Here is a 19063-nt window from a genome sequence, read left to right as displayed (position 1 = left end):
CCGGAGGCGCGCTGGCGCAAAAGCCCTCGCCCGCTTGCGGGAGAGGGCTGGGTGAGGGTCTCGCTGAAATCGTTCATCTCACCCTCCCATAATCATCGAGGCGAGGCGGAACGGCACGCCGGGGAAGAGGAAGAGCAGGACTGTGCCAGCCGCCGTCGCGGTCAGTGCGACCACCATCGGCCAGGGCGCTTTCCTGCCGGGGGCCATTAGCCGGGCGCAGGAAGGCGCGGGTCAGGATCGGCAGGAAATAGGCGGCGTTGAGCACGGTGGAGACGACGATCACGCCGACGGCGAACCAGTCCTTGGCGCCGGTCGCCGCGTCGAGGATGAACCATTTGCCGAGGAAGCCGGCCGTCGGCGGCAGGCCGATCATCGACAGGGCGCCGATGGCAAAGGCGCCCACCGTCCAGGGCATGCGGCGGCCGATCCCGTCCATCTGGCTCACCTTCGTCACATGCTCGGCCGTGTAGACCGAGCCGGCGGCGAAGAAGAGCGTGATCTTCGAGACAGCGTGGGCTGCGATATGCAGGCCCGCCCCGATGACGGCGACGGGGGATGCGAGCGCTGCCGCCAGCACGATGTAGGAGAGCTGGCCGATGGTGGAATAGGCAAGGCGGCGCTTCAGATCATCGGCGCGCAGCGCGACGACCGAGGCAGCCACGATGGTGAAGCCCGCGACATAGACCAGCCAATCGCTGGCGCCGCTCGTCTGCAAAGTCTCGATGCCGAACACCGATACGCTGACCTTGAGGATGGTGAAGACGCCCGCCTTGACCACCGCAACCGCATGCAGGAGCGCCGAGACCGGCGTTGGCGCCACCATGGCGGCCGGCAGCCAGCGATGCAGCGGCATGACGGCGGCCTTGGCCGCGCCGAACACAAACAGCGCGAACAGCAGCGCCATGGCGCCATCGCCGAGCTTGCCGCCAAGAATGCCGCCCGTGCGGAAATCGAGCGTGCCGGCGACGAGGCCGGTCCAGACGATTGCCGGCAGCAGCAGGACCATCGACGCGCCGATCAGCGTCAGCAGATAGACCCGCCCTGCCCGCATCGCGGCCGGCGTCTGCTTGTGCGTAACCAGCGGATAGGTCGAGAGCGACAGGATCTCGTAGAAGACGAACAGCGTGAACAGGTTGCCGGAAAAGGCGAGCCCCATGGTGGCGGAGATCGCGATGGCGAAGCAGGCATAGAAGATCGTCTGGCGCGGCTCGTCATTGCCGCGCATGTAGCCGATCGAATAGAGCGAGTTGACGATCCAGAGCGTCGCGGCGACGGCGGCGAACAGCATGCCGAGCGGGTCGACCTTGAGCGCCAGCGTCAGTCCCGGCGCGACCGAGGCCAGATGCAATTGGGGCCGCGCGCCGCCCAGCACATGCGCCAGCAGAGTCATGACGACGCCGAAGAGCAGCACCGCCCCCAACAGCGTCGATGCCTCGCGGAGATCGGGCCAGCGGCCGAAGCCCGCGATGGCGAGCGTCACCAGGGCCGGGATGCCCAGCGCCAAGGCGAGCAACATCGGATCGCCCAGCCAGGTCATGGCGCCACCCGGAGCAGCGCGTCGGCCGCCGCGCGCGCGAGACCCGCGGGTCCCTCGGCGCGGACACCGAGCCAGATCGTGGCGCCAGCAAGGGCCCACATTGGGAGCAGCATTTCGAGCGGTGCCTCGCTCGCTTCGCGCGCGGCCAGCGCCGGCTCGCGGAACCAGACGACCTCGACGATGCGACCGACATAGAGCACCGCGATGAAGGAACTGGCGACGATCAGGATCGCCAGCCAGCCATGGCCTGCCTCCAGCGCGCCGAGAAGGAGATAGTATTTCGAGACGAAGCCGCTGGTGCCGGGAACACCGATCAGCGCCAGGCCGGCGATGGTCAGCGCCGCAGCGGTCCAGGGCATGGCGCGGCCGATGCCCGCGAGTTCGTCCAGCTTGGCGGTGCCGGTGCGCAGCACGATCGCGCCCATGGCCATGAAGGCGGCGCCCTTCATCAGCGCGTGGTTGAAGAGATGCAGCAGGCCGCCGGTGAGCCCTATCGGATTGGCCAGCGCGAGACCCAGAGTGATGTAGCCGATCTGGCCGACCGACGAGAAGGCAAGCAGGCGCTTGATATCGTTCTGGACGACGGCGGCCGCCGAGGCGAGGAACATCGCGGCCAGCGACAGCCCGATCAGGATCGAGCCGAGCGGGACCGAGCCGACATCGACATGGCCGCCGAATACGGTGAACAGGAAGCGCGCCAGCAGATAGATCGCGACCTTGGTCGCCGTCGAGGCCAGCAGCACAGCGGCGCTGGAAGGCGCATAGGCATAGGCGTTGGGCAGCCACGCATGCAGCGGGAACAGAGCCAGCTTGAGGCCGATGCCGACGACGATGAAGGCTTCGGCGACGATCAGCGCGCGGGAGCTTTCGATGTCAGCAAGGCGCTCGACGATCAGGCCGAGATTGAGCGTGCCGGTGGTCAGGTAGATCAGGCCGACGCCGATGACATAGAAGGTCGCGCCGATCGTGCCGACGATCAGATACTGGTACGCGGCGACCAGCGCCCGGCGGTCGCGGCCGAGCGCGATCAGCGTATAGGTCGAGAGCGACGAGATCTCGAGAAAGACGAAGGCGTTGAAGGCGTCGCCCGTCACCGCGATGCCAAGCAGGCCGGTGATGCAGAGCAGCATCATCGTGTAGAACCACGCGACGCGCTCGGGGATGATCTCGGCCAGCACGCTGCGACGGGCGAAGATCATCGTCAGCACGGCGATGATGCCGACCAGCAGGACGATGAAGGCGTTGACCGCGTCGACGCGATATTCGATGCCGAGTTCCGGCGCCCAGCCGCCGATGCGGTAGGAAATCACGCCCTCCGCCTGCACGCGCCAGAGCAGCGCGAGGGCGACGGCCGCCGTCAGCGCCGAAGCAAGGAGCGCGATCAGCCAGGCGGCGAAGCCGTTGCGCGAAAGCGCCGCGAGGATCGCGCCGATCAGGGGCGCGAGAATGAGAAGGACCGGCAGATTATGGGCGATCATGCAGCGTTCCTGCCCGTGCCCGGCGTCTTGCCGCGCTTGACCCGAAGTTTCGAGGCCTCTTCCGGTCCGTCGCGGAGCAGGATCTCATCCTCCTCGATCGTGCCGTAGGCTTCCTTGATCCGCACCACCAGCGTCAGGCCGAGCGCCAGCGTGGCGATGCCGACGACGATCGCCGTCAGGATCAGCACATGCGGCAGCGGGTTGGCGTAGACGGTGTGCGCCGGATCCAGGATCGGCGCGGTGCCGCCCAGCACCTTTCCAGGCAGGATGTAGAGCAGGTAGACCGAGGTCTGGAACAGCGACAGGCCGATCAGCTTCTTGACCATGTTGCCGCGCGCGATGACGACATAGAGCCCGGCGACCATCAGGAAAACAGTAGCGATCTGGCTGAAATGTACGATCACGAACGCCTCCGGCCGGCAAAGGCGTAGTAGATCGCGATCATCGTCGAGAAGACGGTCAGGAACACCCCGACCTCGACGAGGAAGACGCCCCATTCCTGGCCGTGGATGCTGTCATGGGCGAGATGGTTGTAGTCGAGGAGATTGTCGCCCAGCAGCATGCCGGCGACGCCGACCGCGACATAGATCAGCACGCCGCCCGGGATCAGCACCTCCAGAAGTCCGACCGGCACAATCTTCTGCGCCGGGCCGAGCCCGTTGATCAGGCCATAGAGGATGATCGCCGCCGCCGCGATGACGCCGGCCTGGAAGCCGCCGCCCGGACCGTAGTCGCCATGGAACTGGACGTAGAGCGCGAACAGCAGCAGCGGCGCCAGCATGAACTTGGTCGCGACGCGAAGGACGACATCGAGCCGCATCAGCTTTTCCCCTCGCCGCGCCGGCGCCGCAGCAGCGCCAGGATGCCGATGCCGGCCGTGAAGACGACGGTGGTTTCGCCGAGCGTGTCAAAGCCGCGATAGCTGGCGAGCACCGCGCTGACCACGTTGGCGATCCCCGTTTCCGGCATGGAGCGGGCGAGATAATCCGCGCCGTCGCGATGGATCGGCTGTTCGGGCGAGCCGAATTGCGGCAGGTCACTCAGGCCCCAGAGCAAGGCGCCGGCGGTCACCACGGCCACGAAGAGCGGCATGATCTGGCGGCGCTTGCGGGGCGCCTCGACGGTATCGGTCAGCGACAGCGCGCCCAGGAAGAAGACCGTCGAAACACCCGCGCCCACCGCCGCCTCGGTCATGGCAACATCGACCGCATCGAGCACCACGAACAGCGTGGCCATCAGGAAACTGTAGACGCCGAGCAGCACGACGGCGGCGAACAGCCCGCGCACCCGGACGATGCCGATCGTGACGGCGCCCAGCATCAACAGGAGAAGGATGGTGACAGCCGTCTCGATCATGGCTTGCGACCCTTCGAAACCGGCTTGCCGCGCTTGGCGGGCTGCTTCTTCTCGCTATCGCCGGCCAGCAGCGGCTTGACGCCCGCCTGCAGCGCGGCGGCGGCCAATGCGTGCGAGGCGACCGGTCCCATGAACAGAAGGAAGCCCAGCAGGAATACGAGCTTCAGGGTCACCAGCGTGAAGCCGGCGAGGAACACCATGCCGATCAGCATCAGGCTGACGCCCAGCGTGTCGCCGACCGAGGCCGCATGCATGCGCGTGAACAGATCCGGCATGCGGTTCATGCCGATCGCGCCGGCGATCAGGAAGAAGGCGCCCGCGAACAGGAACAGGCCGGCCAGGATGTCGCGTGCGAGGTCGATCACGTCCGGTCCGCCTCCGCTTCGGCGCCGAGCGAGCCGTGCCGGAAGAATTTCAGCACGGCGAAGATGCCGACATAGTTGAGCAAGGCATAGGTGAGGCCGAGATCGAGGAATTCCGGCCGGCCGGTCAGGAAGCCGAACAAGGCGAGCACGAGGATCGCGCCATTGCCGATCGAATTGGCGGCGAGCAGCCGGTCGAAGGTGCTGGGCCCGCGCAGCGCGCGCACCACGACCAGCGCCATGGCGACGAGCACGGCGAGAAGCGCTGCGGCGATCATTCCGCGCCTCCTTCGAAACGTCGGACGCGGCGGTCCATCTCGCCCGCCTCGACATCGTCCGCACCCGCCTTGGTCAGGGCGTGGACGAGGAAGCGTCCCTGTTCGCGATCGACCCCGGCCGTAATGGTACCAGGCGTCAGCGTGATCGAATTGGCGTAGGTCGCGATCCCGACCGGCGTGCGCGCCGACACCTTGGTGTGGAAAAGCTGCGGCGAGATCGGCAAATTCGGATCGAGGATGATCCGGGTCACCGACAGCGAGGACTTGACGATCTCGCGCGCCAACCATGGCCAATACAGCAATCCGGCAAGCAACCGGCCGACTGGATGGCCCTCCTCGTCGGCAAAGCCGAGCCGCCGCCCTGCCAAGGCCAGCAGGATCGATATGACGAGCCCTGCCCCCACCAGCCAAGGCGTGTAATGACCGGACAAAAGCAGCCAGAAGGCGAACAGAAATAGAGCAAGACTAGCGGTACGCAGCATGTAATCGGCTCCTTCTGCTCAGGACATCTCCGTCCGGTGGCGTGTGATTCGATGGATGGCCATAGACTAATCACGATGAGCCGCCCAACCCAAGGCAGGTCGGACCGTAAAGCGACAAGCGCGACAACGTGAACGGAACCGATTGTGAATTGGCGCCGATTGCCTATCTAGAGGGCTCAGCTTTGTGTTTCACCCGATTGCCATCTGCCGGCCGCCCCGACCGCAGATCGAAAGGAGCGTTCATGTCCACCACCGATCGCCCCGACACCGCCATCAAGAAGATCGAAAAGACGGATGCCGAGTGGCGGGCAGAACTGACGCCCGAGCAATATGCCGTCACCCGCCAGCAGGCGACCGAGCGCCCCGGCACGGGTCCGTACCTGCATGAGAAGCGCGCCGGGACATATACCTGCGTTGCCTGCGGTGCGCCGCTCTTCCGCTCCGAGACCAAGTATGAATCGGGCAGCGGCTGGCCGAGCTTCTTCGCCGCCGTCGACGATACGGCGGTGGGCGAGGTCACGGATCGCTCGCATGGCATGGTGCGGACCGAGATCGTCTGCGCCAGCTGCGAGTTCGCATCTCGGCCATCTGTTTCCCGATGGCCCCAACCCGACCGGCTTGCGCTATTGCACCAACGGCACGGCTCTGAAGCTGAAGCCGGACGACGGCCAGGAATAGTCGCAGCACCCCGCCTCCAGAAATTCGGGGAGCCCGCCCGGCGGGCGCCTCACCCTGGCGGAGCGTTTGTGCCATAATTGGCACCCATCATGCCGAGACGGCCGCCGGCCGTCTCGAAGAACGCAAGACCCCAGGCCAAGCCGAGGTTTGGCCGAACCACCCCTTCCCGGAGCACCCTCCCTCGTGAACCCGCCGCTCGCCGCCAAGAAGCCTGTGACCTCCACCGTCCACGGCGTCGCCATCTCCGATGACTATGCCTGGCTTCGTGCCGACAACTGGCAGGAGGTTATGCGCGACCCGAGCGTGCTTGCGCCCGATATCCGCGCCTATCTGGAGCATGAGAACGCCTACACCGCCAGCCAGATGGAAGACACCGCCGGCCTGCAGGCGGAGCTGTTCGCCGAGATGCGCGCCCGCATCAAGGAAGACGATTCCTCCGTCCCCTCGCCCGATGGCGACTTCGCCTATGCCATGCGCTTTACCGAAGGGGCCGAACAGCCGCTGGTGGTGCGGACCGCGCGGGACGGCAGCGGGCCGGAGACGATCCTGCTCGACGGCAACCAGATGGCGTCCGGCCGCGCCTACTTCCGACTCGGCAGCGCCGATCACAGCCCCGACCACAAGCGCCTCGCCTTTGCCTATGACGACAAGGGCTCGGAATATTACACGCTGCATGTGCGCGACATCGAAAGCGGCGCGGATCTCTCCGACGCCATCGAGGCGACGACCGGTGGGGGCGTTTGGGCAGCGGACAGCAACACGCTGTTCTACACCGTGCTCGACGACAACCATCGCCCCTGCCGGATCTATCGCCACATCGTCGGCACGCCGCAGTCCGAGGACGTGCTGGTGTTCGAGGAAAAGGATCCGGGCTTCTTCCTGGGCGTCGGCCAGACCCAGTCGTCGCGCTACATCCTGATCGACAGCCATGACCACGAGACGTCGGAAGTCCATCTGCTCGACGCGGAAGATCCGACCGGCGCCCACCGGCTGGTCGCCGAGCGGGTCACGGCGGAGGAATATTCCGTCGATCACAATGGCGACACGCTCTACATTCTGACCAATGCCGGCGGCGCCGAGGACTATAAGATCGTCACCGCGCCTGTGGCCTCGCCCGGCCGCGAGAACTGGGTCGATCTCGTTCCGCATAATCCCGGCACGCTGATCCTCGGCATGACGGTCTACCAAGACTACATGGTCCGGCTGGAGCGGGCTGGCGGCCTGCCGCGCATCGTCGTCCGTGCGCTCGCCAGCGGCGAAGAGCATGCGATCGCGTTCGACGAGGAAGCCTATTCGCTCGGCATGGGCGACGGCTACGAGTTCGATACCTCGATCCTGCGCTTCACCTATTCGTCGATGACGACGCCGTCGCGCGTCTATGATTACGACATGGCCACCCGCGAACGGACGCTGCGCAAGGAGGAGGAAATCCCCTCCGGCCACAACCCGGCCGACTATGTGACGCGCCGCGTCTTCGCCAAGGCGGCGGACGGCGAGACCGTCCCGGTGTCGCTGCTCTACCACAAGGACACGCCGCTCGACGGCAGCGCGCCCTGCCTGCTCTACGGCTATGGCGCCTATGGCATCACCATTCCCGCCTCCTTCTCGATCTCGCGGCTGTCGCTGGTCGATCGCGGCTTCGTCTACGCCATCGCCCATATCCGCGGCGGCAAGGACAAGGGCTTCCGCTGGTATGCGGATGGCCGGCGCGAGAAGAAGATGAACACGTTCACCGATTTCATCACGGCCGGCGAGTATCTGGCGCAGCAGGGCTTCACCGCGCGCGGCAAGATCGTCGCCTGGGGTGGCTCGGCCGGCGGCATGCTGATGGGCGCCGTCGCCAACATGGAGCCGGACCTGTTCGGTGGCATCATCGCCGAAGTCCCCTTCGTCGACGTGCTCAACACCATGCTGGACGACACGCTGCCGCTCACCCCCCCGGAATGGCCGGAATGGGGCAATCCGATCGAGAGCGCCGAGGATTTCGCCGTGATCGCCGCTTACTCGCCCTATGACAATGTCGGCGCCCACGCCTATCCGCCGATCCTGGCGATCGGCGGCCTGACCGACCCGCGCGTCACCTATTGGGAACCGGCCAAGTGGGTCGCCAGGCTGCGCGAGACCAAGGCCGGCGACGATCTGCTGCTGCTCAAGACCAACATGGATGCGGGCCATGGCGGCGCCTCCGGCCGGTTCGACCGGCTGAAGGAGACGGCCTTCTCGACCGCCTTCGCCATCAAGGTCGTCGCCAGCAAGATCATCGGCAACGGCTGATCCTTCGCAAGACTAGCGGCGGCGCTTGACTTCAGCGGGCGCTGCCGCACCTTAATCCCTACGGATCCATCGAGGGCACCGCGATGAAACGATTGGCCGCCACGGTTCTGGCTGCATCGGCACTGGCGGGCGCGCTGACGGCGCCCCTGCCGGCCAGCGCGCAAGTGTTTTTCGGCCTCAGCTACGGGCAGAACGTCTCACAGGGCGACTGCAAGGGACTGGCCGCTTCGCTCGGGCCGCGAAAAGTCTGGTTCTCGCGCTTCTCCGGCTCGAAGCCGGATGTCTGGGATCGCGGCCTGGAGCCGGCCTGGGGTGTCGGCTGCTTCCGCACCCAGCAGGAATGCAAGCGCTGGCTCTACAACACCCAGACGGAATGGCCGCGCCTGATGAACTTCACCCGCTGCGCCCAGGGCCTGCCGGCTCGCTTCTGAGACCGAGAGTAGCCACTCCCACAAACGAAAAACCCCGGCGCAAGGCCGGGGTTTCCGTATTCGACGTCGATCCGTGGGATCAGACGGCCTTCTCGTATTGCTCCAGGACGTAGTCCCAGTTGATCAGGCTGTCGACGAACGCCTCGAGATACTTCGGGCGGGCGTTGCGGTAGTCGATGTAATAGGAATGCTCCCAGACGTCGACGCCGAGGATCGGCTTCGCGCCGTGGATCAGCGGGTTCTCGCCGTTCGGGGTCTTGGAGATGGCGAGCTTGCCGTCCTTGACTTCAACCCAGGCCCAGCCGGAGCCGAACTGCGTCGTGCCGGCGGCGATGAAATCGGTGCGGAACTTGTCGTAGCCGCCAAGGTCGGAATCGAATGCCGCCTGCAGCTTGCCCGGAAGCTTCTTGCCGCCGCCGTCCTTCTTCATCCAGTTCCAGAAATGGAGATGGTTGTAGTGCTGGCCGGCATTGTTGAAGAGGCCGGCGTTCTTGCCGTAGCTCTCCTTGACGATCTCTTCCAGGCTCTTGCCCTCGAGACCCGAGTCCTTCAGCAGGTTGTTGCCGTTGGTCACATAAGCCTGGTGATGCTTGTCGTGATGGTACTCGAGAGTTTCCTTCGACATGAAGGGACCGAGCGCCTCGTAATCATAAGGCAGCGGCGGAAGTTCGAAAGCCATGGGAGACTCCTATCGACCATGTCGGTGGGTTTGGGGCTCGTCCGAAAACGGCGCCCCGGCGGGAAAGGTTCCGAACGCAACATAGGCAGCGCCGGGTCGTCCGGCAACTCGTCTCCGTCCGGATGCACAATCAAAGGTATGCGGTTTCCGATCCGCGCTCCGGGCCGCATTGCGCGCGGCGCGGCCGGGCGGGAAAGGCGATCATATTTGCGTGACCGCGACCCCTTCCGACTTGCCCCTGTCATCGTTCATCGTGACAGTTAGAACGATTCCGAACACCACAACGGAGGATTGTCGATGCGATTCAAGATCATACTGGCCGGACTGGCCCTGACGCTGGGAGCCGCGGGCCTCGCCCATGGCGCCGACGACGTCATCGCCCAGCGCCAGGCGCTGATGAAGGACAATGCCGGCGCCGCCAAGACGATCTTCCAGATGGTGCAGGGAAAGACCCCCTACGACGCGGCGGCCGCCAAGGCGGCGTTCGAGAAGATCGCCGCTGACATCAAGACCTTCCCGACCCTGTTCCCCGAAGGGTCGGACCAGGGCAAGACCACGGCCTCGCCCGCCATCTGGCAGGACAAGGCAGGGTTTGAAGCCCTCGCCGCCAAGATGGGCGCCGCCGCCACCGCGGGCGCCGCCGCCGCATCGGGCGGTCTCGACGCCATCAAGGCCTCGGCCGGAGAAGTCGGCGCCAGCTGCCAGAGCTGCCACGAGAAGTTCCGCATCAAGAAATCCTGACCGTGCGGATCCGTACCGCCACCCTTGCCGTCGTCGCCGTCGCAGCCCTGGCTGCGGCGGTTTTCTGGTTCCTGACGGCGCCGCAGCCGCTCGATGCCGCCGTTCTGCCCGACAAGCCGGGCGACGCGGCCAAGGGCGAAAGGCTGTTCTGGGCCGGCGGTTGCGCCTCCTGCCATGCCGCCCCGGGCGCCAGCGGCGACGACCTGCTGAAGCTCACCGGCGGCGTGGCGATAGCCTCTCCCTTCGGCACCTTCCACGCGCCCAACATCTCGCCGGACAAGACGCATGGCATTGGCAACTGGAGCGCGCTCGACTTCGTCAACGCCATGAAGCGCGGCATGGCGCCGGATGGGTCGCACCTCTACCCGGCCTTCCCCTACACCTCCTATCAGCGGATGACGGTGCCGGATCTCCTGGATCTCAAGGCCTATCTCGACACGCTGCCGGCGGAAGCGACGGCCAACCAGCCGCACGACCTGCCCTTCCCCTTCTCGATCCGCCGCGGCATCGGGCTGTGGAAGCTGCTCTATCTCGACGGCAAGACCTTCACGCCGGACCCGGCCAAGAGCGAGGCCGTCAATCACGGCGCCTATCTGGTCGAGGGGCCGGGCCACTGCAACGAATGCCACACGCCGCGCACGGCGCTGGGCGGGCTGGACATGAGCCGCGCGCTCGCCGGGGCGCCCGACCCTTCCGGCAAGGGCAAAGTGCCCAACATCACCTCGGGCCCCGGCGGCCTTTCCGACTGGAGCGCCGACGACATCGCCAACGCGCTCGACACGGGATTCACGCCGGACTTCGATTCCCTCGGCGGCACGATGGCCGAGGTCGTCCGCAATATGGCCAAGCTGACGGCCGAGGACCGCCAGGCGATCGGCGATTATCTGAAGCAGGTGCCGCCGGCGGCGGTTGCAGCGGCGGCCGCGCCCACGCCCTGAGGACCTTCGGCTTGACGTGGCCCATGTCGCGCTGCGAGATCGCGGAAGTTTATTTTCCCGGCCCTGTCCGAATGACGGGGCGCACCGCGACATGGTCGTGAAGGCCGGGAATGGTCCCGCCTCTCGAACCGCAGCCGAGATTTCCATGCAATACGCCCTGCTCTTCTACGAAAACAGCCAGCAGTTCACGACCCGCGAACACGACCCCGAGACCGTCGCCTATTGGGGCGCGTGGAAGGCCTATGTCGAGGATATCAGCGCTTCCGGCATCGTTCGCGGCGGCGAGGGTCTGCTCGGCCCGGAAACGGCGACATCCCTGCGCATCCGCGACGGGCAGCACCAGGTCCAGGACGGGCCGTTTGCCGATGCCAAGGAGCAGTTGGGCGGATTCTTCATCATCGAAGTCGACGATCTGGACGCGGCCATCGCCTGGGCCGCGAAGGCGCCCTGCGCGCCATATGGCGGTGTGGAGATCCGCCCGACGCTGACCACGATGTAACGAACCACTCGCGTCGGAGGGCATATCGATGGCGGGAGGTCGGGTCGAGCAGGCGGTTCGCGAGAGCTACGGCCGGCTCGTCGCCATCCTCTCCGCGCGGGGGCGCGATATCGGGGCGGCCGAGGACGCGCTTGCCGATGCGATCCTCGCCGCCTTGGAGCAATGGCCGGATCGGGGCATCCCGGATCGTCCCGAGGCGTGGCTGCTTGCCGTTGCACGGCGCCGGTCGATCGACCGCGCGCGACGCGCAACGACCGATGAAGCGTTGTCGCGCTCGCTCGCGCTACTGACCGATATCGCCGGCGAGATCGATCTGGCGGCGCCGAACTTTCCCGACGAGCGGCTGAAACTGCTTTTCGTCTGCGCCCATCCGGCGGTCGATCCCGTCATCCACGCCGCGCTGATGCTGCAGAGCGTGCTCGGGCTCAACGCGGCGCGCATCGCCGCCGCCTTCGTCGTGTCGCCGGACGCGATGGGGCGCCGGCTGACGCGCGCCACGATCAAGATCCGCGACGCCGGCATCGGCTTCGAATTGCCGGACCGGCGCGAACTCGCCGGCCGGCTGCATCCTGTGCTCGACGCCATCTATGCCGCCTATGGCCATGGCTGGGACAGCCCGACGGATGACAGCCAGCAGCATGACCTCGCGGCCGAGGCGATCTGGCTGGGCCGGACCCTGGTCGAGCTGATGCCGCAGGAGCCGGAAGCGTTGGGCCTGCTCGCCCTGATGCTGCATCTGGAGGCGCGCTCGCCGGCGCGGCGGGGGACGGACGGCGCCTATGTGCCCCTTTCAGAGCAGGATCCGTCGCTCTGGTCGCACGCCAGGCTGGCCGAGGCAGAGGCAACGCTGGCGCGCGCCGGAGCGCTCGGACGGCCGGGGCGATACCAGCTGGAAGCGGCGATCCAGTCCGCCCATGCCGGCCGCAGACTGACCGGCGAGCCGGATCGCTCCACCATCGCAGGCCTCTATGACCGGCTCCATCGCACGTCGCCGCGACTGGGGGTGGCCGTTGGCCGGGCCGCAGCGATGGCGGAGGCGCATGGTGTCGAGGCCGGGCTTCGATGCCTGGCAGAACTCGACAGCGGCAGGGTTGAAGCCTACCAGCCCTTTTGGGCGGTTCGCGCCGACCTGCTGGCCCGGGCGAACGCGCGCGGCGGGGCAATCGAGGCCTATGACCGTGCCATCGCGCTCGCGACGGATGCCGCCGTTCGATCCTATCTGACCGAACGGCGCGCCCGGCTTCTGTCCTGAAGCCGGGGCCTCAGCGCTCGGTCGGGCCGATCCACTTGGCGAGCGCCACCGGCTGGTAGTTCTCGTAGCGATCGAGCAGCGTGACCGGATTGTCGTCGACGATCAGCATGTCGCGGTGTTCGGCACGCACGAAACCGGCCTCGACCGTGTGGTCGAGGAAGGCGTCGAGCTTCTCGTAGAAGTTCGCGACATCCAGCAGGCCGACCGGCTTCTTGTGATAGCCGAGCTGGGCCCAGGTCCAGATCTCGAACAGCTCCTCCAGCGTGCCGAGCCCGCCCGGCAGCGCCACGAAGCCGGTAGAGAGATCGGCCATCATCTGCTTGCGCTCATGCATCGAGCCGACGACATGCAGCTTGGTGAGATGCGGGTGGGCGATTTCCTTGTCGCGCAGCGCCTCGGGAATGACGCCGATCACCTCGCCGCCCGCCGCCAGCGCGGCATCGGCGACCGCGCCCATCAGGCCGACTTTTGAGCCGCCATAAACAAGCGAGGCGCCGCGATCGGCTATGGCGCGTCCAAGCGCCACCGCCGCGTCGCGATAATCGGGCCGGAAACCGGAGCTCGAACCGCAGAAAACGCAGATCTTCACTGCGCGCCCTCCTCGGACAGCGCCGACAGGATCCGCGCCCAGGAGCGGATGCCGCCATGGAAGCTGGTGAGGTCGTATTTCTCGTTCGGCGAATGGATGCGGTCGTTCTCCTGCGCGAAGCCGACCATCAGTGCATCGAGCCCGAGCACGGTCTTGAAGTCGCCCGCGACCGGGATCGAGCCGCCCGAGCCGACCACGACGCAATCATGGCCCCATTCGTCCGTCAGGGCGGCACGGGTCTTCACCAGCGCCGGATTCTCGGCCGAGAGCCGGATGCCGGGCGAGCCGCCATGCCGGGCGAACTCGACCGTGCAATCGGCCGGCAGCTTCGACTCGACATAAGCGCGGAAGGCGGCACGGATCTTTTCCGGATCCTGCTTGTCGACCAGACGGAACGACACCTTGGCGAAGGCCTGCGAGGGGATCACCGTCTTGAAGCCCTTGCCGGTATAGCCGCCCGAAATGCCGTTGACCTCGCAGGTCGGCCGCGCCCAGATCTTCTCCAGCACGCTGCGATCTTCCTCGCCGGCCGGGATCGACAGGCCGACCTCGCCCAGGAACTGATCGGGATCGAAGCCGAGCGACTGCCACTGCTGGAGGATGCTGTCGGGGATCTCGCCGACGCCGTCATAGAAGCCCGGCAGGGTGACCCGGCCGGTCTCGTCGCGCAGGCCGTCGAGGATCGAGACGAGGACGTGGATCGGGTTGCGCGCGGCGCCGCCATACATGCCCGAATGGAGGTCGCGCGAGGCGGCGGTGATGGTGATCTCCTCGCCGACCAGGCCGCGCAGCATGGTCGTCACGGCCGGCGTCTGACGGTCCCACATGTTCGTGTCGCAGATGAACGCGAAATCGGCGGCGAACTCGTCCTTGTTGGCCTGCATGAACGGCACGAGGCTGGGGCCGCCCGATTCTTCCTCGCCTTCCAGCAGGATCGAGACGGGAATCGGCAGCGAGCCGGTGACCGCTTTCCAGGCGCGGAACGCCTCGATGAAGGTCATCAGCTGACCCTTGTCGTCCGAGCTGCCGCGGGCGACGATCTGCTTGGTGCCGTCGGCGGCCGTGACGATCTTGGGCTCGAACGGGGCGGTATCCCACAGCTCGACCGGATCGACGGGCTGCACGTCGTAATGGCCGTAGAACAGCGCGCGGGGCCCCTTGGCGCCATCCTGATGGGCGACAACCATCGGGTGGCCGGGGGTCGGACGCGTGCTGGCGTCGAAGCCGATCGAGGCGAGATCGGCGGCGATCATCTCGGCCGCCTCGCGGCAGGCGCCCGCATAGGCCGGATCGGTCGAGATGCTCTCGATGCGGATCAGCTTGAACAGCCGCTCGAGGCTGTTTTCGATATCGGCATCGATATGGGCGAGAACGTCGGCGAGGCGATCGGACACGGGCGGGCTCCAGGGCAATGAGCGCGCGCAGGCACGCGCTGTAAGCGGCTCTGATACGCTCGCGGCCGGAAAAAGAAAAGGCAAGCGCTTGTCGCCCCTCCCACCACAATTCGCCGCATTGTAAGGCATTGGTAGAATGCCCACCTTACAAACCAACCACTGACGCCAAACCATTCCCCGGCCGTCTGTTCCGGTCCCAATCTAGGATGTGATGAATGAAGCTCTTCTACGCTCCGGGCGCCTGCTCGCTGTCGCCCCATATCGCCCTGCGCGAAGCCGGTCTGCCCTTCACGATGGAAAGGGTGGATCTGCGCGCCAAGGCGACCGAGAGCGGCGCGGACTTCAAGGCGATCAATCCGAAGGGCTATGTGCCCGCCCTGGAGCTCGACAACGGCCACGTCGTCACCGAGGGCCCGGTGATCGTGCAGATGATCGCCGACATGGCGCCCGAAAGCGGCCTCGCTCCGGCCTTCGGCTCGGCCGAGCGCTATCAGCTGATGGATTGGCTCGCCTTCATCTCGACCGAGCTGCACAAGGGCTTCAGCCCCCTGTTCAATCCGTCGCTCAAGGATGACGCCAAGCAAAGCTTCAAGGACCGCCTGTCGCTGCGCTTCGCCTTCCTGACCGACGCGCTCGGCGATAAGCCCTATCTCATGGGCGACAAGTTCAGCGTCGCCGACGGCTACCTGTTCACGGTGCTGCGCTGGGCCAAGGGCTTCAAGTTCGACGTTGGCTCCAAGCTCGACGCCTATTTCGACCGCGTCGCTGCCCGTCCGGCGGTCAAGGAAGCGCTCCAGGCCGAAGGCCTGCTCGCCGCCGCCTGATCCGGCCTATCGGTCTGCAAGTGAAAAATCCCCGGCGTTTCGGCGCCGGGGATTTTTTTGTGCTGTCTTGGGCCGGAACGCGTCAGCGCGGGCGAAGAATGCTGCCCAGGACGCCGCGCACGATCGAGCGGCCAACGGAGCCGCCGATCGAGCCGGCAACGCTCTTGCCGATATTGGCCGCGACGTCGCCCGCAACGCGGTTGGTGACGGTGCGCGTCACTTCGCGCGCCACGCGCTGGGTCGCCGTGAAGCGCTCGCCACGCTTCTTGTCAGTGCCGAGCAGCGAGCCGAGAATGCCGCCAATGTCGAAGCCGCTGGCCGACGCCGGCGCCGCGGCCGCATCGGATTCCGCCGGTGCGTTGGCGGCGGCCTGGCGGCCCAGGATCTCATAGGCCGACTCGCGATCGACCGTCCTGTCATAGGCGATGCCGATCGGGCTGGTGGCGATGATCTGGCGGCGCTCGGCCTCCGTCACCGGGCCGATGCGCGACGACGGCGGGCGGATGAAGGTGCGCGCGACAATGCTCGGAACGCCCTTCGGCTCCAGCGTCGAGACCAGCGCCTCTCCAACGCCGAGCTGGGTGATGACGTCCATCGTCTTGAAGGCGGGATTGGGCCGGAAGGTGTCGGCGGCGACCTTCACCGCCTTCTGGTCGCGCGGCGTGTAGGCGCGCAGCGCATGCTGGACGCGGTTGCCGAGCTGCGACAGCACGCTGTCCGGCACGTCGAGCGGGTTCTGGGTCACGAAATAGACGCCGACGCCCTTCGAGCGGATCAGCTTGACCACCTGCTCGACCTTGTCGAGCAGGGCCTTGGGCGCCTCGTCGAACAGCAGATGCGCCTCGTCGAAGAAGAACACCAGGCGCGGCTTGGCCGGGTCGCCGACCTCGGGAAGCACCTCGAACAATTCCGACAGTAGCCAGAGCAGGAAGGTCGCGTAGAGGCGCGGCGAGTTCATCAGCTTGTCGGCGGCGAGCACGTTGACCATGCCGCGGCCATCCGTGGTCGTGCGCATCAGGTCGGCGATCGCGAGCGCCGGCTCGCCGAAGAAGGCGTCACCGCCCTGGTTTTCCAGCACCAGCAACTGGCGCTGGATCGCGCCGACCGAGGCCTTAGTGACATTGCCGTATTTGGCCTGGATGCGATCGGCATTCTCGGCCATGAAGCCGAGCATGGCGCGCAGGTCCTTGAGGTCGAGCAGCAGCAGCCCTTCCTCGTCGGCGACACGGAAGGCGATGGTCAGGACGCCTTCCTGCGTATCGTTCAGGTTCATCAGCCGCGCGAGCAGCAGCGGCCCCATCTCGCTCACCGTGGTGCGGATCGGGTGGCCCTGCTGGCCGAACAGGTCCCAGAAGACCGTCGGGCAGGCGCTGAACTTGTATTCCGGCGCGAAGCCGATCTCCTCGGCGCGCTTGGTGAGAAAGTCCTTTGCCTCGCCCGGCTCGGCGATGCCGGAGAGGTCGCCCTTCACGTCGGCGCAGAAAACCGGCACGCCAGCATCGGAAAAGCCCTGCGCCATCACCTGCAGCGTCACCGTCTTGCCGGTGCCGGTGGCGCCCGTGACCAGTCCATGCCGGTTGGCGAGGCCGAGCAAGAGATATTCCGGCTTGTCGCTCGTCCCGAGATAGATCTTGTCCGCTTCCAGCATCGGCATCGACACATTCCTCTGGCGCCGCCGCTTCGAGGATCGAAGGGCTATGGCGACCTTATAGAACCCAATTCGGTCCGCGCAATCTACCGTCGCGCCACCCGCGTGACGAGACGACTTGCCATCCCGCAACACACAGGCGAACATCCAAGTCTAGACTTCTAACACTTGGGATTCGCTCAGGAGAGTTCGGGAATGTCTTACCCCATCAAGGATATCGAAGGCATCGGCGCTGTCTTCGCAGAAAAGCTGATTGCCGCGGGTGTCCGCACGACCGGCGCTCTTCTTGAGCAGGCGAAGGACCCCAAGGGGCGCAAGGCGCTTGCCGCGACGTCGGGGCTCGGCGAAGACAAGATCCTGAAATGGGCCAACATGGCCGACCTGATGCGCATCAAGGGCGTGGCGGAGGAATATTCCGAGCTGCTCGAGGCGGCGGGCGTCGATACGGTCAAGGAACTGAAGACCCGGCGGGCGGACAATCTCGCGGCCAAGATGGCCGAGATCAACGCCACCAAGAAGCTGGTGCGCCAGTTGCCTTCGGAGAAGATCGTCGAGACCTGGATCGAGCAGGCGAAAAACCTGCCGCCGATGCTCACCTACTGAGGTCGATAAAGCCCGAGCCCAAGTCCGGGCAACGCACTCGCCCGGATGGTTCGCGCCGGAAGGCGAACGTCGTCGCGCGACCGTCGATGCGCGTCCAGTCCAACTCAAAAGACGGGAGAAGTCCGGCACCGTTCCAGTGGGCGGGGCGGCCTCCGGAACGGTGCCAGTGCGCAGATCGCGGAGGCGATGCGGCGCGCAGGGAGTTGGTGAACGTGCCAGGAGGCAGGGGCAGGAACACCAACTTGTCCTCCATGTACGGAGCGGGCGCCGGAAAGGTTTCAGCAGCCATCCGTTTTATCTCAAGCGGCGCGAATTCCGCCGCACCGGAGCCAAAAAGAACCCGGCCTCGCGGCCGGGTTCCGAACTCAGAGTGTCCGTTTCGATTACGGAAGCAGGACCGCGTTGATGACGTGGATCACGCCGTTCGACTGGTTGACGTCAGCGATGGTCACGCGAGCCTTGTTGCCCTTGGAATCGATGACCCAGACCTTCTTGCCGTCGACCTGGATCTTGAGCGTCTCGCCCTGCACGGTCTTGTATTCGGCCATGCCATTCATCTTCTTGGCGGCCTTCATGATGTCGGCGGCGGAGATCTTGCCGGGGACGACATGATAGGTCAGCACGGAGGTCAGCTGGCCCTTGTTGGCGGGCTTCAGCAGCGTGTCGACCGTGCCGGCCGGCAGCTTGGCGAAAGCTTCATTGGTGGGCGCGAAGACGGTGAACGGGCCCGGGCCGGACAGCGTGTCGACCAGGCCGGCTGCCTTGACGGCGGCGACCAGCGTGGTGTGGTCCTTCGAATTGACCGCGTTCTCGACGATGTTCTTGTTGGGATACATCGGCGCGCCGCCGACCATCACGGTCTTGGCAAAGCTGGGAGCAGCCATGGTGGCGACGCCGCCGAGAGCCAGGGTAGCGACAGCAGCGACACGAACGAAATTGGCAAAATGAGACATTGGACTTCCTCCTATAACGTCGGGTCTTTCCCGTCCGTTGATCCACGTTGAACTTCCGAAGTCACGT

21 protein-coding genes and 1 pseudogene are annotated in these 19063 nt (G+C 66.0%); 9 read left to right on the top strand and 13 right to left on the bottom strand.

Translation table 11 applies throughout. The features are described 5' to 3' along the window. Positions 1 to 73 precede the first annotated feature (73 nt). The 8 genes from ACHMWQ_RS11185 to ACHMWQ_RS11150 are packed head-to-tail and all read right to left on the bottom strand — an operon-like array spanning position 74 to position 5493. Positions 74 to 1537 carry a proton-conducting transporter membrane subunit gene (locus tag ACHMWQ_RS11185; RefSeq protein ID WP_396307508.1) on the bottom strand — a complete coding sequence of 488 codons (1464 nt, stop codon included), beginning with the start codon at positions 1535 to 1537 and terminating at the stop codon, positions 74 to 76. Then, positions 1534 to 3015 carry a monovalent cation/H+ antiporter subunit D family protein gene (locus ACHMWQ_RS11180; protein WP_396307507.1) on the bottom strand — a complete coding sequence of 494 codons (1482 nt, stop codon included), beginning with the start codon at positions 3013 to 3015 and terminating at the stop codon, positions 1534 to 1536. The genes ACHMWQ_RS11185 and ACHMWQ_RS11180 overlap by 4 nt, the downstream gene beginning before the upstream one ends. Continuing rightward, positions 3012 to 3419: a cation:proton antiporter subunit C gene (locus tag ACHMWQ_RS11175; RefSeq protein ID WP_354548083.1), complete on the bottom strand. Its 408-nt coding sequence runs from the start codon at positions 3417 to 3419 to the stop codon at positions 3012 to 3014. The genes ACHMWQ_RS11180 and ACHMWQ_RS11175 overlap by 4 nt, the downstream gene beginning before the upstream one ends. Continuing rightward, on the bottom strand, positions 3416 to 3835 hold the full coding sequence (locus ACHMWQ_RS11170; protein ID WP_396307506.1) for a Na(+)/H(+) antiporter subunit B: 420 nt from the start codon (positions 3833 to 3835) through the stop codon (positions 3416 to 3418). Before ACHMWQ_RS11170 ends, ACHMWQ_RS11175 begins: the two co-directional genes overlap by 4 nt. Further along, entirely contained in the window at positions 3835 to 4371 is a 537-nt protein-coding gene (locus ACHMWQ_RS11165) for a DUF4040 domain-containing protein (RefSeq protein WP_396307505.1), read from the bottom strand. The genes ACHMWQ_RS11170 and ACHMWQ_RS11165 overlap by 1 nt, the downstream gene beginning before the upstream one ends. After that, a complete protein-coding gene (mnhG, locus tag ACHMWQ_RS11160) occupies positions 4368 to 4736 on the bottom strand; it encodes a monovalent cation/H(+) antiporter subunit G (RefSeq protein ID WP_396307504.1) in 369 nt (122 codons plus the stop codon). Before mnhG ends, ACHMWQ_RS11165 begins: the two co-directional genes overlap by 4 nt. After that, positions 4733 to 5011, bottom strand: coding sequence for a monovalent cation/H+ antiporter complex subunit F (locus ACHMWQ_RS11155; RefSeq protein ID WP_354548077.1), 279 nt, complete (start codon positions 5009 to 5011; stop codon positions 4733 to 4735). The genes mnhG and ACHMWQ_RS11155 overlap by 4 nt, the downstream gene beginning before the upstream one ends. Continuing rightward, positions 5008 to 5493, bottom strand: a complete 486-nt coding sequence (locus tag ACHMWQ_RS11150) for a Na+/H+ antiporter subunit E (protein ID WP_396307503.1) — start codon at positions 5491 to 5493, stop codon at positions 5008 to 5010. The genes ACHMWQ_RS11155 and ACHMWQ_RS11150 overlap by 4 nt, the downstream gene beginning before the upstream one ends. 242 nt (positions 5494 to 5735) lie before the next feature. Here ACHMWQ_RS11150 and msrB point away from each other — a divergent pair. From msrB to ACHMWQ_RS11135, 3 genes and pseudogenes are all read left to right on the top strand, one after another. Next, a pseudogene (gene msrB / locus ACHMWQ_RS11145) lies at positions 5736 to 6171 on the top strand (peptide-methionine (R)-S-oxide reductase MsrB). A gap of 183 nt (positions 6172 to 6354) precedes the next feature. After that, positions 6355 to 8445, top strand: coding sequence for a S9 family peptidase (locus ACHMWQ_RS11140; RefSeq protein ID WP_396307502.1), 2091 nt, complete (start codon positions 6355 to 6357; stop codon positions 8443 to 8445). A gap of 83 nt (positions 8446 to 8528) precedes the next feature. After that, positions 8529 to 8876: a hypothetical protein gene (locus ACHMWQ_RS11135; RefSeq protein WP_354548072.1), complete on the top strand. Its 348-nt coding sequence runs from the start codon at positions 8529 to 8531 to the stop codon at positions 8874 to 8876. A 79-nt stretch (positions 8877 to 8955) separates the two neighbouring features. Here the strand turns inward: ACHMWQ_RS11135 and ACHMWQ_RS11130 are convergent, their stop codons facing one another. Continuing rightward, a complete protein-coding gene (locus tag ACHMWQ_RS11130; protein WP_354548071.1) occupies positions 8956 to 9555 on the bottom strand; it encodes a superoxide dismutase in 600 nt (199 codons plus the stop codon). A 297-nt stretch (positions 9556 to 9852) separates the two neighbouring features. Between ACHMWQ_RS11130 and ACHMWQ_RS11125 the strand changes: the two genes are divergently transcribed. From ACHMWQ_RS11125 to ACHMWQ_RS11110, 4 genes are all read left to right on the top strand, one after another. Continuing rightward, positions 9853 to 10296, top strand: coding sequence for a cytochrome c (locus tag ACHMWQ_RS11125; protein WP_354548070.1), 444 nt, complete (start codon positions 9853 to 9855; stop codon positions 10294 to 10296). A 2-nt stretch (positions 10297 to 10298) separates the two neighbouring features. After that, entirely contained in the window at positions 10299 to 11234 is a 936-nt protein-coding gene (locus ACHMWQ_RS11120; protein ID WP_396307501.1) for a c-type cytochrome, read from the top strand. A 145-nt stretch (positions 11235 to 11379) separates the two neighbouring features. Continuing rightward, positions 11380 to 11733: a YciI family protein gene (locus ACHMWQ_RS11115; protein ID WP_396307500.1), complete on the top strand. Its 354-nt coding sequence runs from the start codon at positions 11380 to 11382 to the stop codon at positions 11731 to 11733. Positions 11734 to 11761: 28 nt separating this feature from the next. Beyond that, entirely contained in the window at positions 11762 to 12985 is a 1224-nt protein-coding gene (locus ACHMWQ_RS11110) for an RNA polymerase sigma factor (protein WP_396307499.1), read from the top strand. Positions 12986 to 12995: 10 nt separating this feature from the next. Here ACHMWQ_RS11110 and ACHMWQ_RS11105 read toward each other — a convergent pair whose 3' ends face one another. Next, positions 12996 to 13574, bottom strand: coding sequence for a TIGR00730 family Rossman fold protein (locus tag ACHMWQ_RS11105; RefSeq protein ID WP_354548065.1), 579 nt, complete (start codon positions 13572 to 13574; stop codon positions 12996 to 12998). Continuing rightward, positions 13571 to 14968: a M20/M25/M40 family metallo-hydrolase gene (locus ACHMWQ_RS11100; protein WP_396307498.1), complete on the bottom strand. Its 1398-nt coding sequence runs from the start codon at positions 14966 to 14968 to the stop codon at positions 13571 to 13573. The genes ACHMWQ_RS11105 and ACHMWQ_RS11100 overlap by 4 nt, the downstream gene beginning before the upstream one ends. A 215-nt stretch (positions 14969 to 15183) precedes the next feature. On the opposite strand from ACHMWQ_RS11100, the gene gstA reads away from it, so the two are divergent. Continuing rightward, entirely contained in the window at positions 15184 to 15792 is a 609-nt protein-coding gene (gstA, locus tag ACHMWQ_RS11095; RefSeq protein ID WP_396307497.1) for a glutathione transferase GstA, read from the top strand. 82 nt (positions 15793 to 15874) lie between these two features. On the opposite strand, the gene ACHMWQ_RS11090 is transcribed toward gstA, so the two are convergent. Beyond that, a complete protein-coding gene (locus tag ACHMWQ_RS11090; protein ID WP_396309428.1) occupies positions 15875 to 17440 on the bottom strand; it encodes a helicase HerA-like C-terminal domain-containing protein in 1566 nt (521 codons plus the stop codon). A gap of 195 nt (positions 17441 to 17635) precedes the next feature. Here ACHMWQ_RS11090 and ACHMWQ_RS11085 point away from each other — a divergent pair, with 195 nt between their 5' ends. Continuing rightward, the gene (locus ACHMWQ_RS11085) at positions 17636 to 18043 is read left to right on the top strand and encodes a DUF4332 domain-containing protein (protein WP_354548061.1); all 408 of its coding nucleotides are present in this window, start codon (positions 17636 to 17638) and stop codon (positions 18041 to 18043) included. A 383-nt stretch (positions 18044 to 18426) separates the two neighbouring features. Here the strand turns inward: ACHMWQ_RS11085 and ACHMWQ_RS11080 are convergent, their stop codons facing one another. Then, positions 18427 to 18927 carry a fasciclin domain-containing protein gene (locus tag ACHMWQ_RS11080; protein ID WP_354551521.1) on the bottom strand — a complete coding sequence of 167 codons (501 nt, stop codon included), beginning with the start codon at positions 18925 to 18927 and terminating at the stop codon, positions 18427 to 18429. Positions 18928 to 19063 lie beyond the last annotated feature (136 nt).

Origin of the sequence: Kaistia sp. UC242_56 (genome assembly GCF_044452255.1) — a bacterium.
Classification (GTDB): Bacteria; Pseudomonadota; Alphaproteobacteria; order Rhizobiales; family Kaistiaceae; genus Kaistia; species Kaistia defluvii_A.
Note: the sequence above shows the minus strand (reverse complement) of the source record. Positions and strands in the feature narration are given on the sequence as shown.

Coding starts and splice junctions, on each gene's coding strand:
- ACHMWQ_RS11185 (WP_396307508.1), bottom strand. CDS start 1,537: ATGACCTGGCTGGGCGATCCGATGTTGCTCGCCTTGGCGCTGGGCATC.
- ACHMWQ_RS11180 (WP_396307507.1), bottom strand. CDS start 3,015: ATGATCGCCCATAATCTGCCGGTCCTTCTCATTCTCGCGCCCCTGATC.
- ACHMWQ_RS11170 (WP_396307506.1), bottom strand. CDS start 3,835: ATGCGGCTCGATGTCGTCCTTCGCGTCGCGACCAAGTTCATGCTGGCG.
- ACHMWQ_RS11165 (WP_396307505.1), bottom strand. CDS start 4,371: ATGATCGAGACGGCTGTCACCATCCTTCTCCTGTTGATGCTGGGCGCC.
- ACHMWQ_RS11155 (WP_354548077.1), bottom strand. CDS start 5,011: ATGATCGCCGCAGCGCTTCTCGCCGTGCTCGTCGCCATGGCGCTGGTC.
- ACHMWQ_RS11150 (WP_396307503.1), bottom strand. CDS start 5,493: ATGCTGCGTACCGCTAGTCTTGCTCTATTTCTGTTCGCCTTCTGGCTG.
- ACHMWQ_RS11135 (WP_354548072.1), top strand. CDS start 8,529: ATGAAACGATTGGCCGCCACGGTTCTGGCTGCATCGGCACTGGCGGGC.
- ACHMWQ_RS11130 (WP_354548071.1), bottom strand. CDS start 9,555: ATGGCTTTCGAACTTCCGCCGCTGCCTTATGATTACGAGGCGCTCGGT.
- ACHMWQ_RS11125 (WP_354548070.1), top strand. CDS start 9,853: ATGCGATTCAAGATCATACTGGCCGGACTGGCCCTGACGCTGGGAGCC.
- ACHMWQ_RS11115 (WP_396307500.1), top strand. CDS start 11,380: ATGCAATACGCCCTGCTCTTCTACGAAAACAGCCAGCAGTTCACGACC.
- ACHMWQ_RS11110 (WP_396307499.1), top strand. CDS start 11,762: ATGGCGGGAGGTCGGGTCGAGCAGGCGGTTCGCGAGAGCTACGGCCGG.
- gstA (WP_396307497.1), top strand. CDS start 15,184: ATGAAGCTCTTCTACGCTCCGGGCGCCTGCTCGCTGTCGCCCCATATC.
- ACHMWQ_RS11090 (WP_396309428.1), bottom strand. CDS start 17,440: ATGCTGGAAGCGGACAAGATCTATCTCGGGACGAGCGACAAGCCGGAA.
- ACHMWQ_RS11085 (WP_354548061.1), top strand. CDS start 17,636: ATGTCTTACCCCATCAAGGATATCGAAGGCATCGGCGCTGTCTTCGCA.
- ACHMWQ_RS11080 (WP_354551521.1), bottom strand. CDS start 18,927: ATGGCTGCTCCCAGCTTTGCCAAGACCGTGATGGTCGGCGGCGCGCCG.